The organism is Emcibacteraceae bacterium (assembly GCA_041396985.1).
Classification (GTDB): Bacteria; Pseudomonadota; Alphaproteobacteria; order Sphingomonadales; family Emcibacteraceae; genus Pseudemcibacter.
This window is the reverse complement of record JAWKXO010000002.1, coordinates 248,930-266,411: the sequence shown is the minus strand read 5'-3', so window position 1 is coordinate 266,411 and position 17,482 is coordinate 248,930. Positions and strand designations below refer to the sequence as shown.

Sequence of the window (17,482 nt, the reverse complement as noted above, 5' to 3'; positions counted from 1 at the left end):
AATTTCCACCCTGTAATAAGGAGCCTTAATGACCCTCATTTTCGATAATCGTTATGACGCTCTTGGTGAAAGATTCTATGCGTCACTTTATCCTGATCCGCTTCCAGATCCAAAAGCTGTTATTTTCAATGACGATGCCCTAGAATCGCTGGGATTGAGCCAATATAGTCTGGATGATCTATTGTCATTCTTCAGTGGAAATGCCTTGCCTGAAGGCGCGGCCCCTCTGGCGATGGTTTATGCCGGACATCAGTTCGGCGGCTATAGCCCACAGCTTGGTGACGGACGGGGTATCCTTATCGGTCAAATCAGAAATAAAGAAGGCACACTTATTGATCTGCATTTAAAGGGAGCCGGAAAAACCCCTTTTTCAAGAATGGGTGATGGTCGTGCGGTGCTCAGATCCTGTATTCGTGAATTTCTGGCCAGCGAAGCGCTGCATCATTTGGGCATCCCATCTACCCGGGCTCTAGCTGTGACCACCAGTAATGAACCTGTTCAGCGTGAAACCATTGAAAATGCGTCCATGCTGATGCGCTTTAGTGAAAGTCATATACGCTTTGGTTCCTTTGAATATTTTGCCTATACCGAACAAATTGATGAACTAAGACAACTTTGCGATTATACCCTTGAAAATCATTTTCCACTGATCGCACAGAATGAAACCAAATATGATGATTTAGTAATTACTGTTGCAGAAAAAACAGGATCATTAATCGCGCAGTGGCAGGCCTTCGGCTTTGCCCATGGCGTCATGAATACGGACAATATGTCTATCATCGGCCAGACATTTGATTATGGTCCATATGGTTTTATGGAAAAATTTGACCCCTATTATATTTGTAATCATTCCGATGATCGGGGACGATATGCCTTTAACCGACAACCGCTTATCGGCCACTGGAACTGTCAGGCTCTGGCGCAGGCCCTTTCCTCCCTAATAACATCCGATGCTGCAAAAAATATGCTTAAGGCCTATCAGGACAACTTTATAAAAACCTATCATACTCTTATGTGCCGTAAGCTTGGCCTGATGGAAAACATTAATGGCGATAAAGAACTTTATGAAGACCTTCTTGATCTAATGGAAGGATATGGCATTGATTACACTATATTTTTCAGATCGTTAAGCCAGTATCACCTACATGAAGATATCGGCACAATATGCATAATAAAAAGTTGTGCCAATGATTTTGCGCCATGGTTTAAACGCTATAACGAACGTCTAACGCTTGAAAGCCTTAATGACAAGGCCCGTCATGAATTGATGAAAAAAATAAATCCCAAATATATATTGAGAAATTATCTTGCCCAGGTAGCCATACAAAATTCAGAAAATGGTGATCACAGCGAACTTGCGCGGCTTTATAATGTGCTCAAAAACCCTTATTCTGAACAGCCCGAGTTTGACTCCTATGCCGCCGAAACGCCGCCTTGGGGCCAACATCTGCAAATCAGCTGCTCGTCATAAAAAAGGCCCGTAAAACGGGCCCTTTTAAAATGATCAATTGTTCAAGCTTAATGGCGGAAATGTCGCATTCCGGTAAAGACCATGGCAAGTCCCTTTTCATCAGCCGCGGCGATTATTTCGTCGTCTCTGATTGAACCACCAGGCTGGATGACCGCTGTAACCCCGGCTTCCGCCGCACTCAGCAAGCCATCAGCAAATGGGAAGAATGCGTCAGAAGCAACAACCGACCCTTCGGACATCGTATATGGTAGCCCGGCCGCTTCACTGGCATCAATAGATTTTCTGACTGCGGTTTTCGCACTGTCAACCCGGCTCATCTGACCAGCACCAATACCAACAGTTGCCCCGTTTTTAACATAAATAATCGCGTTTGATTTCACATGCTTACAGACAGTGAAGGCAAACAGCAGGTCTTTTAATTCCTGCTCGCTCGGTGCTCTTTTTGTGACTACCTTCAAGTCGTCTAATGTAACTTTCCCACTATCCCGGCTTTGAACCAGATAGCCGCCAGCAACAGATTTGATCGTTTGTCCTGCGCTTCGCGGGTCCGCAATACCCCCCGTTAAAAGAAGGCGCAGGTTTTTCTTTTCCGCCATTATTTTAACAGCATCTTCATCGGCATCCGTGGCGATCACCACTTCCGTGAAGATTTTTGAAATTTCACGCGCCGTTTCTGCATCCAGTTTACCGTTCAGTGCTATGATGCCGCCAAAGGCACTGGTTTGATCGCAAATGAGAGCTTTGTTATAGGCATCAATATAATTATCGCCACGGGCAACACCACATGGATTTGCGTGTTTAATAATGGCGACCGCCGGCCCTTCTTTCGGGTCAAACTCGCTAACCAGTTCAAATGCTGCATCGGTATCATTCAGGTTATTATAACTAAGCTCTTTTCCCTGAAGTTGTCTTGCAGTGGCAATTCCATTGCGTGGATGTGCACTGCGGGTCACATAAAAAGCCGCGTCCTGATGCGGATTTTCCCCATATCGAAGGGTCTGTTTTCTTTTGGCCGTAATATTTAGTCGTTCCGGGTAAGTCTCACCGAGCTGCTCGGCAAACCAGGTTGAAATAGCCGCGTCATAAGAACCGGTTCTGGCAAAAGCTTTTGCTGCCAGTTTTTTACGCAGTGACGCGGATGTCGCACCATTATTTTCCTTAATGGACGCCATGACGTCATCAAAATCTTCAATTTCAACAACCACCGTCACAAAGGCATGGTTTTTGGCGGCACTTCTGATCATAGCCGGACCGCCAATATCAATATTTTCGATGCATGTTGCAAAGTCCGCGCCCCTTTCTACTGTGTCTTCAAACGGATAAAGATTAACAACCAGTAGATCTATGGCACCGATATCATGCTCTTTCATTGACTTCTGGTGTTCATCATTCGTGCGAAGCGCCAACAGTCCGCCATGTATTTTTGGGTGAAGTGTTTTAACACGCCCATCCATCATTTCCGGAAACCCGGTGTGCGAAGCCACTTCCTTAACGGTAATCCCCGCTTCGGCAAGTGTTTTAGCAGACCCGCCGGTGGATAATATTTCTATTCCCTGATCACTGAGAAATTGCCCCAGTTTCACAAGACCCGTTTTATCGGAAACGGAAAGCAGGGCGCGTTTAATTGGTTTTGATGTTAAATCTGTCATAGAATTACTCTTTAAGAATGAGGCCAGCAAAAAAACTCTTCCCTGCGGGTGGTAGTATATTTTTAAAGATCACGCAAGGCTTAATACCTTAATTTCCCTCTAATTTCAGGGACCATAAAATAGTCGTCACGGACCCTTGCGTTCCTCCAGAGAGAACAAGCTGTTTACAGGCTGAAATTTTCCCGGCATCACCAAAATAAACGCTGTCTTCTACTTTAAGCAACCCGCCACGGTGTCTGAACTGCCAAGTTTCACCATTCGTCATGCCAAGGTAAACCATTTCGCCTGCTTTGCTTAAGGTGACAGAAATATCCGGATGAAGATGAAATCTTACGGAATAGGGTATATTTTCTATAGATTTACTTGATGTATCCTGTTCAATAATATCCTCGCCGCGAATATCTTCCCCTGTTTCACTCATATAGATAAGCCGCTTATGTAGAAATCCATATGGATCAACATAGCCATCATGTTCTGACTCGACCAGAATATGACCATCTTCCTGAATGGTTTTGCTTTCCATTCTGGAGACACCACGGCCGATTAGGCCGTCTTCACGAATAGTGCTGCTATCCTGATCATTGAGTATCAGTGTTGAATGTGCTGAAGATCCTCTTGAACTGCTCCTTAGATCATAGCCCGCTGTGTCATCAATAAAGGAAGCGTCCCCGCAATTGACAATAAGCCGATGGGAACCACGGCTCATTTCAAATGAGTGGGTTCCACTATGGCAGGTGCGGCTCATTTCAATTTCGGCAGGAGGGCCAACATCAAACAGGATAATCGTTTTTCCCTTCGCTATTCTGGCAAATCCACTTTGCTCAAGTGAGCTTAAATTTATATCATTCTGACCGGATTTAAGGAGACATGAATAAATATCTTCATGGTTATGAATAGTTGTCCCGTTAAATAATGGTAATTTGCCATCACCGTGACTAATTGCTTTCAGGTTTGCGGCCATTCTTGAAACGGCTGATTTTAATTCTTCGGGAACAGATCTGCCAACCTGCTGAAACGATTGTATAAGAAGTACCAGATTCATATAAAGATGAAGGTGTTCCTGGGGATTTCTGCTGCGAATTCCGCCATCAGCCAGAATTTCCTTACCCAATGTAAATTTTAATAGGGTAACCCCTTCCCGGTACCATTCATCACCCCCTGGTATAAATAATCCCGCTAGAATTAATCCGATCAGGGCTTTAAGTGCATCCGGCCCTTCCGGAAGATCAGATGATAATTTCATAAGATGGCGGGCGCTTCGGGCCATAATATCCAATACCCTGCCCCTGTAGATAACATCATCTGTATCCAGAATTAGGGGTGTATAAATGAGCCAGTTTGAAATTCGCTCCCCCACAATATCAACACGCCATGAAATTTCCCCCCACTGCGTATTCTGATCTATCCAGCTTTCTATCAGCTTTTCCGCTCTTCTTTTGGCACCATCACGGTCAACCGCCTGATTTAAATCCTTTAGCCAGCAAAAAGAGTGAAGATATTCAAGCCAACTTTCACTTAAGTTTGACGCTTTCCATATTTCTCCCCCGGACCACAAATTTTGTGCATTATCAGGGTTTTTAAGGACATGTCCGCCTGCAATAATTTTACCGCTGACAATCTGGGTTCCAGCGGTAACGGAACCAGACCAGATATCTTTTGGCGTACCAAGAAGACGAAGCGGATTTTCACCTCTTAAACTTAAATCATGATAAAAACTGCTGTGTCTTGCCTTGCTAAGCGCTTTGGCAATAGGGTTTTGCATCTTCGAACCCGAAGAAGAGACTGGTTTTCGGCGAAGCTGGGCCATTTAAGTTTTTATCTCCGTCTGGATATGCGCCTGTTGACCAACCTTACCATAAATTCATACTCAGGTTTAGTGATAAGCCTGTTCGTCCCTAATAGTTCTAATTTCCTCTTAATGCTCTTATATTTTCAGCATATTTTTCAGGACCGCCGGTAAATGTGGCAGTTCCCGCCACCAGAACATCCGCGCCGGCATCTATTACTTTCTGTGCCGTCTCGATATTAATTCCTCCATCAACCTGAAGATCAATATGCCTACCTTCTTTTTCGATCATTGCCCGAACTTTACTTATTTTCTGAAGGGAAGATGGTATAAATTTCTGTCCCCCAAATCCGGGATTAACGCTCATTATCAATATAAGATCCACCAAATCCATTACATTTTCTATCATGTCCACAGGGGTGCCCGGATTTAAGGATATCCCCGCTTTTTTTCCTAATGACCTGATTAATTGTAAAGTACGGTGAAAATGTGGCGTTGCCTCGGCATGGATGGTTATGATATCAGCCCCGGCATCCGAAAATGCATTAATATAGGGATCAACTGGCTCAATCATCAGGTGAACATCAAAAATTTTATTGCTATGAGGACGGATCGCCTTGACCACATCCGGGCCAATGGTGATGTTCGGCACGAAATGCCCGTCCATTACATCAACATGGATATAATCTGCTCCCGCTTCGGTAATTACCTCGACTTCCTGTCCAAGTCTGGCAAAGTCAGCCGATAATATGGACGGTGCTATTTTAATATTTGATGCCATACTTGGTCCTTATATTGTTAAAAGTCACGTCTTAATCAGTCTGGAAACAAAAAAGCCATCCATGCCACCTTCATAATAATGTGGAAGCGTCTGGACATCTCCGCTTTCAAGAACTGCCTGTTCAAGCCCTGGCAATTCGTCTGCTACAATCTCTTTTCGTTTTAACGAGCTGTCCCGCTGCAGTAAAGCTTTAATCTGATCTGGCCCTTCCTGTTTTTCCATGGAACAGACTGAATAAATCAATATTCCACCTTTATTGAGTAAGGAAGCCGCATGATCAAGCATCTTTGTCTGCAAATTTGCCAGTTCTGAAACATCATCCTGTTTTCTAGTATGCAGTATTTCAGGATGGCGGCGAATGGTTCCTGTAGAGGAGCATGGAGCATCCAGCAAAATAAAGTCAAATTTTTTCAATGGGTTATAGGTAAGCACATCTGACGTCACAACGTCAACCTGAAGGGTTAACCGGTCAAAATTTTCTTTTAAGCGCTCAAGACGACTTTCTGAAAAATCAACCGCGGTTACAATTGCTCCCATTGCTGCCGACTGGGCCGTTTTGCCGCCAGGGGCGGCACAAAGATCAAGCACCTTATCGCCCGCATGTGCCCCCAGCAGGGTTGCCGGAATACGGGCCGCCATATCCTGTACCCACCAATGTCCCTCATTATAACCCGGCAGTTCGGTTATTTTACCCGCTTTATATATTCTGATACTGCCTCCCGGGACAACTTTGCCGCCAAGTTGGGCAGCCCAGAAATTCTGGTCGCAATTCGGTTTCAGGCTAATATCAAGCGGAGCTTCAGAAAGCACAGCGCTAAGGATATTTTTAACTACTGCCGATCCATATTGCTCATCCCAGCTTTTTAATAGCCAGGCTGGAAAATTAAGTCGCGTATTGCCAAATTTTTTCAAAAGCACTTCACGGTCCTGTTCTACCCGGCGCAGAATTGCATTTACTGTGTTTTTCAAATAATGAAGTTTTCTGGACACGCATTTTTCAACCAGCTGCACAGAGCTGTTGACCGCCGCATATGCCGGAACGTCTGAATATAAAAGTTGAGCTATTCCCAATCTGAGAACATGGCGTACCTGCATTTGTGTATTGCCTAATTTCTTTTTAGTACAATGGTTTATTATTTTATCAAGTTGTCCAAGACGTCTTATTGTCATTGCGGTAATATGGCGGACAAATCCCCTGTCGCGAGCAGAAAATGTGTTGGAGAATTTATCAATTGCACCTTCAAGCGTCGCCCCCTCATCAAGGACTTTCTTGATTATATTTAAGGCCGCAACCCTGCTTTTAATATCACTGGTCATTTATATTTTCCGCTTTTCAACCGGGCAGTATCATAGTGTTTAGCATTTGCCAAGAAATAGATTTTAATTGTGATGCATTTTGATAAAGGAGTTGATTTCATTTTAACAAACATTGGTGTATGTTTAGCAAATTATTTTTGCCTATTTAAATGTAATTTATTTTGGAGTTTAGAATGACGGAAAATAAAGTTGTGCCTAAAAAGACAACTGAAAATAAAAGTCATAACAAAGAAAAGTCAGACCCGCCTGCAAAAGAACTGGGCGGACGTGAGGGTCCGGACCCTGTCCGATATGGGGACTGGGAAAATAAGGGCATCGCCTCGGATTTTTAAGGATATATATTATTTATGAATTTTCTGGTTGAACATGAACAGGTCATAAGAGTCAGTGTATTTTTAGGCATCCTGGTTTTATTAAGTGGTCTGGAATTATTAATCCCCCTGGCCAAGCGACGATTAAGCCGCCCAAATCAATGGTTTACCAATCTTGCAATCGTCCTGCTCGATAATCTGACACTCAAAATATTATTCCCTCTTCTTGCCGCCGGTGTTGCCAAATTTGCTGATGAAAACGGTTATGGGCTTTTTAATATAATATATGCTCCTTACTGGATCAGCTTTATTATATCCTTAATATTTCTTGATCTGCTTATTTATACTCAACATGTCATGATGCATAAGGTTCCCCTGTTATGGCGGTTCCATCGCATGCATCATACAGAACTGGGGCTTGATGCCACTTCCGCTTTAAGGTTTCACCCAATCGAGATTGTCATTTCAATGCTGATTAAAATGGGATTCATTCTGATCATGGGAATACCCGTTGCGGCGGTGATCCTATTTGAAATTCTTTTGAATGGCCTTGCCATCTTTAACCACAGCAATATCAAGCTTCCGGAAATTATTGAAAGACCTCTTCGCCGAATTATCATCACACCGGAAGTTCACTGGATTCATCATTCCGAACTGTCATTTGAAACCAACAGCAATTATGGGTTTAATTTATCCCTTTGGGACAGGATCTTTCCACTTATATTGATAAACCAACGCAGGACTATAAAGAATTAAGGCAGGGGCTCCGTGAATTTGGCTTTAATGAACCACTCAATGTGATGGAATTATTAATTTCTCCCTTTAAAGAGTATCCGCCTAAGGTGGATAAGAAAATCAGATGAAAGAAAAGGAACTTAGACTGGCACTGGTTTGTTTTGGCGGCGTATCGCTGGCAATTTATATTCATGGTGTCAGTAAGGAAATTCTAAAACTCGCTCGCGCCTCAAAAGCAATACATGTCAGTGCCGATCCGAACGATATTACAAGAAATAAATATATTTACCCCAATAAGAATGTAACCGATATCCCTGATACCGAACTTGTCTATTTTGATATATTGAAGAGTTTTGCGCCTGAGCTTGATCTCAGGGTTATTATCGACACTATTGCCGGCGCCTCCGCCGGAGGAATGAACAGTGTTTTTCTTAGCCGAGCAATTGCCCATGATTTAAATTTTGATCATTTGCGGTATCACTGGCTTATTGAGGCAGATGTTGACAACTTAAAAGGTGAAAAGAAACGGGCGAGCAAACTAGATAAACTCATCACCATTCCGCTTATTAATATATTAAGCGGTAAATTTCTGGGGAAAGGGAATTTAAGTTCGAAAGTAAAAGAAAAATTACCCGCACTCCTTAATATCTGGGATCTAAAACCACCTTTTGACGGGGAACATTTGCTAAAGCTTGTTTATAACGGTCTTAAGGCAATGGGTAGAGTAAATTATCATTCCTTGCTTCCCCGCGGCCATAAACTGGAGCTTTTTGTCACACTGACGGATTTTTACGGTTATAAAAGACCAATCCTTCTAAATGATCCACCTGTTATTACCGAACTTGAACATCGGCATACGTTGAAATTCAGTTATTTCAAGAAAGCCACGGCTGATCAGGATGCCTTCATTGAAAGTGATTTTGATGATCATGATTTGCCGTCCCTTAGTTTTGCCGCACGGGCAACGTCCTGTTTTCCGGGGGCTTTTCCACCAGCTCAATTGAGGGAAACTGAAAGATTTTTTAAAAAACTTGATCTACCCTGGGAAAATAAGGACGACTTTATAAAAAATAATTTCAAAGAATATGCACGTGCTGGCGTTAATCCTGAACTGACATCCTTTATTGATGGAAGCATTCTTAATAATAAACCTTTCGATAAGGCAATCTCAGCCATACATGACCGGCCCGCCTTTCGTGAAGTCAGTCGCCGGATTATCTATATTGATCCTAATCCCGAGAAACTTAAAGCGAAGGCAACCGGTGCTCCACCAGCAATGCTCAATACCCTTAAAGGAGCCATGTCGGATATTCCGATGAACGAGCCAATGCATGACGATTTGCAGGAAATCTATAATCATAACCAGAAAGTTATTACCATTAAATCCGTGGTTGAGTCCGTAAAACCAAGCATCCAGAAATTAGTATATGACGTTTCGCCAAAGAAATTAAAAAAAACAACTACTGCAAAACAGTTGGCTGAATGGAGAAACCTTGCAAGTGCCCGTGCTGTTACCGAGGCAGGTTATTCATATGAGGCTTATGCAAGGCTGAAAATCCGCAGCACGGTTGCCGATATTACCGAACGACTGGGTGATATTTGTGACTTTGCACCAGGTAGCAAAGAAAGACGGCGAATTTTTTCAATGTTTCAGTGCTGGATATTAAAAGACAACTTGGGTGAAAGTCTACTTTTTGGAGAACATGGAAGTGTTCAGAAAACCGGACTGTTTCAATGGACGACTTCATTTATAAAAAGACCAAAAGGGCTGGAAACATTACCAACCTGGGTCAGCTTTATAATTAATTTCGATGTAAACTATCAAAGACGAAGACTCCAGTTCCTTATTCAGGACCTTAACAGCCAGTATTCTGAATATCGGGACCAAGTCAATGAGCTTGATGATTTTAAAATGTCATTATATCAAATTCTTGAGGAACTTAAACTTTTGGGGTCTCTGGAAAAACTTAATGAAAAACAAATTTCCACGATAAGAAACTCAATTTTGAGAATAACGGATTTTCCATTCACTGATGATATGACCTGTAGCCGGAATCTTGAGCATCTGGATAAACATGATCAGGATGTTGATAATATTCTTCAAACCGTATGTCAGGCTATTAATCTTGATAATATACGAAAGAAAACAGATAAACTTGTTGTCGGTCAGCTGAATAAAGCCTGGGACGATGATTTTAAAAATAATCTCATTACCAGCTATCTTGGTTTCGCGTTCTGGGACGTTATTACTTTTTCAATCATGGGATCAAAGTCGATCGGGGAATTTGATGAGATTCTGGTTAACCGTATCAGTCCCAATGATGATCTTGTTTTAAAATCTGATCCACTTGAAATGCCCCTGAAAGGAACTGCCATGAGAAGCTTTGGTGCATTTTTCAGCAGAGAAGACAGGGAAAATGATTATTTATGGGGCCGACTGAATGGTGCCGAGCGGCTGATTGATCTGCTTTACAGGCAGGCAACCGCTGAAGGCGTTGCGAATAAGTTTAATTTAACTGAACTTAAAAAGCGCGCCTTTAAAACTATCCTAGAAGCCGAAAAAGAGCATCTGAATACGGTACCGGAGCTTTTTGAAAGACTTGAAGCGCGGATTTCTGCCCTATAATTACATAAAGCCCATTTCAAGGCGGGCCGCTTCCGACATCATTGACATATCCCATGGTGGCTCCCAGACAAGAGCAACTTTAACATCACCAACACCTTCAATTTCACGAACACGATATTCCACTTCCCCCGGCATGGATTCCGCAACTGGACAATGAGGAGACGTCAATGTCATGGTGATGACGATATCGGCATAATCATCAACATCGATATCGTAAATTAGACCCAATTCATAAATATTCACCGGGATTTCAGGATCATAAATTTCACGAAGTTTTTCGGCCGCCAGATTCTGTAAATTCCTTTTTTGCTCAGCACTTATGGGCTCACCCCGGTTGCCGGAATTTGTTTCAGACGACTTTTTCCCGTCTTCTTCTTTGGGCTGCTGATTTAAAAATCCATCTAAAAAGCTCATGTTGTCTTCCTCGATTATGCAAAAATTCTGTTTACTTTATGAAGGCCGTCAATAAACCGGTCAACATCTTCAATAGTATTATAAAGTCCAAATGATGCCCTTGCCGTTGCCGGAATATCCATAAAATCCATCACCGGCTGCGCACAGTGATGGCCCGTGCGAATAGCGATACCATCCTGATCCAATATTGTCCCAATATCATGGGGATGAGCCGATTTCATTGTGAAGGATACTATACCCGCCAAGTCATCTGCCCGACCGCGAAGCTCAATTCCTTCTACGTCTTTAATTTTTTCAAGCGCATAGTCAAGCAGCTTCTGTTCATGCTGATGAATATTATCAAAGCCCAAACCGGTAACATAATCCAATGCTACCGCAAGACCGATACCACCGACAATATGCGGTGTTCCCGCTTCAAATTTATGCGGCAGTTCATTAAAAGTCGTCTTCTCAAATGTCACACTGCGGATCATATCGCCGCCACCCTGATATGGTGGCATGACGTCAAGCAGGGCCTGTTTGCCGTAAAGCACACCAACCCCGGTCGGACCATATATTTTATGGCCGGAAAAGACATAAAAATCCGCGTCAATGTCGACAACATCAACACTTTTATGTGGTAGAGCCTGACACCCGTCAACAAGTACTTTGGCGCCAACATTATGAGCCAACTTAATGATTTGTCTGATCGGTGTAATAGTTCCCAGAGCATTTGAAATATGGGTTATGGCCACCAGTTTGGTTTTTTCAGACAATTTCTTTTCAAATTCCTCAAGAAGGAAATTTCCTTTCTGATCTATCGGACTGACCGTAATTGTCAGGTCTTTTTCGTCTCTCAAGATTTGCCACGGCACAATATTTGAATGGTGCTCCATCTGACTTAAGATAATTTCATCGCCGGACATAAGAAACTTTCGTCCCCAGGACTGAGCAACCAGATTTATGGCCTCTGTCGCCCCACGGACAAATATAATTTCCTTAGACGACTTTGCCCCGATATGGCCGGCTATTTTTTCGCGAGCCGCCTCATATTTGGCGGTAAGGGTTTGTGATAAAAAATAGCCGCCACGATGAATATTTGAATATTCATTGGAATAACAATCATTCACCGCATCGATTACGCACTGCGGTTTTTGTGCACTTGCCGCACTGTCAAGAAATGTCAGTGGTTTTCCATAGATTTTCTGATTAAAAATTGGAAAATCTTTTCTGATCTCATCTATATTATAATTATTCCGGGGAGCAGACATAATTGGTTATCCCCTCTTCAACCATTTTCGAGCCAGATCTAGATATCTGTCTTTGACGGCCTCCAAATCAATTTCTTCAAAAACCTCCGAAATGAATGCTTCAACCAGAAGAGCTTTAGCCGCATTTTTGTCGAGCCCGCGAGATTCAAGATAGAATAAGGCTTGCTCATCAAGCTCCCCAACAGTCGCACCATGCGAGCATTTTACATCATCCGCATAAATAAGCAGCTCCGGTTTACTGTTGGCTTCTGCCCCGCGGTCAAGCAGCAGGTTTTTATTGGACTGGTCCGCATTTGTCAGCTGCGCATCCTTGGCAACATATACTTTTCCCTGAAAAGCCGACTTTCCGCCTTTTTCCAGGACACCACGATACACCTGCTCACTTATGCCTTGTGGTACCATATGTTTCATATGGGTAAAGACATCATGGGAATTTCCATCACGCCCCAAAAATGCCCCTCGAAGATTGGTTTTGGCCATCAATCCATTTAAAGTTGGCTTAATTTCGGTTCGGCTGATCTTGCCGCCAATATTCAATGAATGATGTTTAAATTCTGCGTCTTCTTCCAGATCGACAAAGGTCCGGTTCATATGTATGGCCGCGTCACCTTCACATTGAAACGTATAAACGCTAAGTGATGATCCATTTAAAAGTCGGGCATGGGTCACATTGTCGCGCCAGAAATCAAGTTCATCGGGGCTGGAAAAATGCTCAATCACACAAGCGGAAGCCTCAGATTTCATTTCTATATAACACTTAGTTCTCAATGCTTTGGCATTAGCGTCTCTGGTTGCAATATGAAAAATTTCAATTGGCTCAGCCAACTTGACATTTTCTTCCACCTGAAGAACATAACCGCCTGTCATAAGGGCTGTGTTTAAATGCTCTAGGCTGTTTTGGCTATCAAGTGATGATAACAAAGCCTGCGCCGTATTTTGGTCCGACTTAAAAAAATCAGGGAGACTTTTTAATGTTATGCCGCTTTGACTATCAATTTTTGAATACGCTTCGTTAAAATATCCATTAATGAAAACAACTTTTAAACCGGCTTCTGCCAGCACTGTCAAATCTGCCCAAATATCGGCTGGTATTGATGTCTCATTATCAGCAGTTTCATAAATCTCTGATTTTAACGGCGTTAGGTTCGTATATTTCCATTCCTCAACCCTTGGCCCGGGAAGCCCGACTTCAACAAACTTAGCCATTGACGATTGGCGAATATCATTAAACCATGAAAGTTCGGCTCCCGGCAGCTTATTTTTTTGTGCCGCAAAGACATTTTCATAATTTAAACCATCAAAATGATTTTTTTCAGTCATGTTTTTGTGCCTTATGCCGCGTTCTCGTCAATACCAATGCCGGCATAACCGTCTTTTTCAAGTTTCAGAGCCAGTGATTTATCACCTGATTTAACAATTTTACCTCCGGCAAGAACATGAACGAAATCCGGGACCACATAATCAAGCAGCCTTTGGTAATGGGTTATCACAAGGATCGCTTTTTCCGGTCCTCTCATCCTGTTAATCCCATCCGCGACAATCCTGAGCGCATCAATATCAAGACCACTGTCCGTTTCATCAAGAACAGAAAAAATCGGATCAAGCATTGCCATCTGGATCATTTCATTGCGCTTTTTCTCACCCCCAGAAAATCCCACATTGACGGACCGTTTCAGCATTTCCGGATCCACTTCAAGTTCGGCCGCCTTTGCGCGGATCAGTTTTAAAAATTCTACGGCCGGAAGGTCAGCTTCCCCTCTGTATTTGCGAATGGAATTAATCGCGGCTTTAAGAAAATTCATATTGGAGACACCCGGGATTTCAACCGGATATTGAAACCCGAGGAAGACACCCTCTGCCGCTCTTTCATTTGGCTCAAGCTCAAGAAAATCCTTGCCCATAAAAGTAATTGATCCGTCGGTTATTTCATACCCTTCCTTACCGCATATTGCATAAGACAGGGTTGATTTTCCGGCACCGTTTGGTCCCATAATCGCGTGTACTTCACCTGGATTAATGGTCAGATTTATCCCTTTCAGGATTTCCTGGCCATCAACTTCAACATGTAAATTTTTTATTTCTAACATTGCCATTTTCTTAATTTGGTTGGCTTAGCCAACACTACCTTCCAGACTAATTCCTAATAATTTTTGTGCTTCCACCGCAAACTCCATAGGTAGCTGCATCATTACTTCCTTACAGAAACCATTCACAATCAACGACACGGATTCCTCAACATCAAGCCCACGTTGAAGACAGTAAAATAATTGTTCCTCACTTATTTTTGACGTAGTTGCTTCATGCTCAATTTGCGCGGTCGGGTTTTTAACTTCAATATAAGGAACCGTATGGGCGCCGCACTCATCCCCGATCAGCAGACTGTCACATTGGGTAAAGTTCCTGGTATTTTCAGCATTCGGCAATACTTTCACCAGCCCGCGATAAGTATTTTGTGCCTTACCCGCTGAAATCCCTTTTGAAATGATAGTGCTCGAAGTATTTTTCCCGATATGGATCATTTTCGTGCCGGTATCTGCCTGTTGATAATTATTGGTAATCGCTACCGAATAAAATTCGCCGACTGAATCGTCTCCCTGCAAAATACAGCTTGGGTATTTCCAGGTGATGGCCGAACCGGTTTCGACCTGTGTCCAGGAAACTTTTGATTTTTTCCCGCGACACGCGGCACGCTTGGTGACAAAATTATAAATGCCGCCCTTTCCGTCCTTATCACCGGGATACCAGTTTTGCACTGTTGAATATTTAATTTCCGACCCTTCAAGGGCAATCAGTTCTACCACAGCCGCATGGAGCTGATTTTCATCACGCATCGGTGCTGTACATCCCTCAAGATAAGAGACATAACTTTCATCATCGGCAATGATCAAAGTTCTCTCAAACTGACCAGTATTGGCTTCGTTAATTCTGAAATAGGTGGAAAGCTCCATCGGGCATCGAACGCCCTTCGGTACATAAACAAATGTACCATCGGTAAAAACAGCACTGTTTAACGCGGCATAAAAATTGTCCCCGGCCGGAACCACCGAGCCTAAATATTTTTTCATAATGTCCGGATATTCCTGCGCCGCTTCTGAAATGGAACAGAATATAACCCCCTTTTCTTGAAGGGTTTTTCGAAAAGTCGTTGCAACAGATACGCTGTCAAAAACCACATCAACGGCTACGCCCGCGAGAACTTCCTGTTCCTGCAGTGAAATACCCAGCTTTTCATAGGTTCTTAAAAGCTCAGGGTCCACCTCATCCAAGCTTTTAGGGCGATCATCCGATGATTTAGGGGCAGCATAATAATAAATGTCCTGAAAATCCGGCTTTTTATAATCAAGCAACGCCCATTCCGGCTCTTCCATCGTGAGCCAGTGACGATATGCTTTAAGGCGCCAGTCCAGCAACCATTCCGGCTCTTTTTTCTTCGCCGAAATGAAACGGATGACATCTTCATTAAGGCCCTTGGGCGCTTTGACCATTTCAATATCAGTTACGAAGCCGTATTTATACTCTCCGGCAACTTCTTCAACTTTTTTTCTTGTTTCCAGTGTACTGGCCATCTTTACATCTTATCCTTCAGTTTCCAGTATTTCGTCTTTTTCCTGCACAGCAAGAAAATCCAGTGGCTGGATTACCATTTCTGATAATGAAACACTATCAAGTGCTTCATAAACGGCGCGGTTAATTTTGTCCCACTTACTGCGGGTCATACAAACCGGTTCAAAATCACATGACGTTTCATGTTCTCCTAGACAGTTGGTTAACTGTACTGGTCCATCCACCGCTTCTATAATATCGGCGATTGAAATATCTGACTTTTCCGAATTTAATATAAATCCGCCACCTATACCTCTATGCGAAATGAGCAGATCCGCCTTTGCCAATTTACCCAGTATTTTACTGACCGTAGGCAAAGGGACTTTGGTATCAGCATTTAATTTAAATGCTGTATGTATATCGTCCGGCCGTGCGGCAATATTGCTCATCAGAACAACTGCATAATCCGCAAGATTGGAAAGCCTGATCATTACATGCCTCGACAAAATATTACTATTTGCCTATTACATGGTGGCGAAATTGATGATTGTCAACCTAAATAGGACTGAATTGGTCTTTTTTATTAAATAATTGAAAAATAAGAGACTTATTAAGAATCGTTATTAAGTTTAAGGCAAATATCATCCAGTTGTTCGAGTGTTTTATAATGAATTTTTAAAACGCCCGCTTCGCCTTTTCCCGATTCCAATTCTACCTTTAAACCAATAGCCGCAGAGAGTTCATGCTCAAATGCTTCCGTATCGGCATCTCTTCCTTTTATGGTGGTTGTTTGCTGTTTGGCTCCTTTATCATCACCATTTTTCGCTGACTTTGCCATTTTCTCAGTCTGACGTACACTTAATCCTTCACGAATAACCAACATGGCAAGTTCTTCAGGATTTTCTGCCGTGATCAAAGCCCGGGCATGTCCCATGCTGATGGTTCCGTCTTTCATCAAATTTTGTACCATGGGTGGAAGTGAAAGCAACCTGAGCATATTGGCAATATGACTTCTGCTTTTGCCGACCACTTTTCCAAGTGCGTTTTGGGTATGTGAAAATTCATCCATCAGACGCTGATAACCAATTGCCTCTTCAATCGGGTTAAGGTCATGGCGCTGGATATTTTCGATAATCGCAACTTCAAGTGATTCCTTGTCACTCATCTCTTTTATAACAACGGGGACCTGATGAAGACCGGCAGCCTGAGCCGCACGCCAGCGTCTTTCACCAGCCACGATTTCATACTGGTTGCGTCCTTTTGGTCTGACCAAAAGGGGCTGAATTATCCCTTTTGACTTTACAGATTCAACTAGCTCCTGCGCCTTTTCATCATCAAAATGTATTCTAGGCTGATAGGTATTGGCGACCAAAAATTCAATCGGAATTTCTTTTCCCGGTCTGGCACTTTGATCTTCGCTTGCTGGTGTTGGTATTTTATCATAAGCGGGTTCCCGGTTGCTCATCAGCGATGATAAGCCGCGACCAAGGCCTGTTTTTGCTGCCATTACTTTTTGTGGTGCTGCTGTCTTTTTAGTCGCTGCTTTTTTAGTCTTTTTTTGAGCCATTTATATATAAGTCCTTGATATTAAAAGATAAA

15 protein-coding genes are annotated in these 17,482 nt (G+C 42.9%); 4 read left to right on the top strand and 11 right to left on the bottom strand.

Features of this window, described 5'->3' with window-relative positions; genetic code table 11:
- Positions 1–28: 28 nt before the first annotated feature.
- Complete coding sequence (locus tag R3D86_05865; protein ID MEZ5757726.1) at positions 29–1,471, top strand: YdiU family protein; 1,443 nt, start codon at positions 29–31, stop codon at positions 1,469–1,471.
- A 47-nt stretch (positions 1,472–1,518) separates the two neighbouring features.
- Here R3D86_05865 and purH read toward each other — a convergent pair whose 3' ends face one another.
- The 4 genes from purH to rsmB all read right to left on the bottom strand — a co-directional run bounded on the left by purH (position 1,519) and on the right by rsmB (position 7,004).
- Positions 1,519–3,120: a bifunctional phosphoribosylaminoimidazolecarboxamide formyltransferase/IMP cyclohydrolase gene (gene purH, locus R3D86_05860; protein ID MEZ5757725.1), complete on the bottom strand. Its 1,602-nt coding sequence runs from the start codon at positions 3,118–3,120 to the stop codon at positions 1,519–1,521.
- An 88-nt stretch (positions 3,121–3,208) separates the two neighbouring features.
- Entirely contained in the window at positions 3,209–4,882 is a 1,674-nt protein-coding gene (locus R3D86_05855; protein ID MEZ5757724.1) for a heparinase II/III family protein, read from the bottom strand.
- Between the two features lie 142 nt (positions 4,883–5,024).
- Positions 5,025–5,687 carry a ribulose-phosphate 3-epimerase gene (gene rpe / locus R3D86_05850; GenBank protein ID MEZ5757723.1) on the bottom strand — a complete coding sequence of 221 codons (663 nt, stop codon included), beginning with the start codon at positions 5,685–5,687 and terminating at the stop codon, positions 5,025–5,027.
- 24 nt (positions 5,688–5,711) lie between these two features.
- Entirely contained in the window at positions 5,712–7,004 is a 1,293-nt protein-coding gene (gene rsmB, locus R3D86_05845; protein ID MEZ5757722.1) for a 16S rRNA (cytosine(967)-C(5))-methyltransferase RsmB, read from the bottom strand.
- A gap of 173 nt (positions 7,005–7,177) precedes the next feature.
- Between rsmB and R3D86_05840 the strand changes: the two genes are divergently transcribed.
- The 3 genes from R3D86_05840 to R3D86_05830 all read left to right on the top strand — a co-directional run bounded on the left by R3D86_05840 (position 7,178) and on the right by R3D86_05830 (position 10,676).
- Complete coding sequence (locus R3D86_05840) at positions 7,178–7,336, top strand: DUF1674 domain-containing protein (protein ID MEZ5757721.1); 159 nt, start codon at positions 7,178–7,180, stop codon at positions 7,334–7,336.
- Between the two features lie 15 nt (positions 7,337–7,351).
- A complete protein-coding gene (locus R3D86_05835) occupies positions 7,352–8,071 on the top strand; it encodes a sterol desaturase family protein (protein ID MEZ5757720.1) in 720 nt (239 codons plus the stop codon).
- A 103-nt stretch (positions 8,072–8,174) separates the two neighbouring features.
- Positions 8,175–10,676 carry a patatin-like protein gene (locus R3D86_05830; GenBank protein MEZ5757719.1) on the top strand — a complete coding sequence of 834 codons (2,502 nt, stop codon included), beginning with the start codon at positions 8,175–8,177 and terminating at the stop codon, positions 10,674–10,676.
- Here the strand turns inward: R3D86_05830 and R3D86_05825 are convergent, their stop codons facing one another.
- The 7 genes from R3D86_05825 to R3D86_05795 form a co-directional block, all read right to left on the bottom strand.
- Complete coding sequence (locus R3D86_05825) at positions 10,677–11,090, bottom strand: SUF system Fe-S cluster assembly protein (GenBank protein ID MEZ5757718.1); 414 nt, start codon at positions 11,088–11,090, stop codon at positions 10,677–10,679. It lies immediately after the preceding gene.
- Positions 11,091–11,104: 14 nt separating this feature from the next.
- Entirely contained in the window at positions 11,105–12,340 is a 1,236-nt protein-coding gene (locus R3D86_05820) for a cysteine desulfurase (protein ID MEZ5757717.1), read from the bottom strand.
- A 6-nt stretch (positions 12,341–12,346) separates the two neighbouring features.
- Positions 12,347–13,660, bottom strand: coding sequence for a Fe-S cluster assembly protein SufD (sufD, locus tag R3D86_05815; protein MEZ5757716.1), 1,314 nt, complete (start codon positions 13,658–13,660; stop codon positions 12,347–12,349).
- Between the two features lie 11 nt (positions 13,661–13,671).
- Positions 13,672–14,427 carry a Fe-S cluster assembly ATPase SufC gene (sufC, locus tag R3D86_05810; GenBank protein MEZ5757715.1) on the bottom strand — a complete coding sequence of 252 codons (756 nt, stop codon included), beginning with the start codon at positions 14,425–14,427 and terminating at the stop codon, positions 13,672–13,674.
- 24 nt (positions 14,428–14,451) lie between these two features.
- Positions 14,452–15,906: a Fe-S cluster assembly protein SufB gene (gene sufB, locus R3D86_05805; GenBank protein ID MEZ5757714.1), complete on the bottom strand. Its 1,455-nt coding sequence runs from the start codon at positions 15,904–15,906 to the stop codon at positions 14,452–14,454.
- 9 nt (positions 15,907–15,915) lie between these two features.
- Positions 15,916–16,389: an SUF system Fe-S cluster assembly regulator gene (locus R3D86_05800; protein MEZ5757713.1), complete on the bottom strand. Its 474-nt coding sequence runs from the start codon at positions 16,387–16,389 to the stop codon at positions 15,916–15,918.
- A gap of 104 nt (positions 16,390–16,493) precedes the next feature.
- Positions 16,494–17,450 carry a ParB/RepB/Spo0J family partition protein gene (locus tag R3D86_05795; GenBank protein MEZ5757712.1) on the bottom strand — a complete coding sequence of 319 codons (957 nt, stop codon included), beginning with the start codon at positions 17,448–17,450 and terminating at the stop codon, positions 16,494–16,496.
- Positions 17,451–17,482 lie beyond the last annotated feature (32 nt).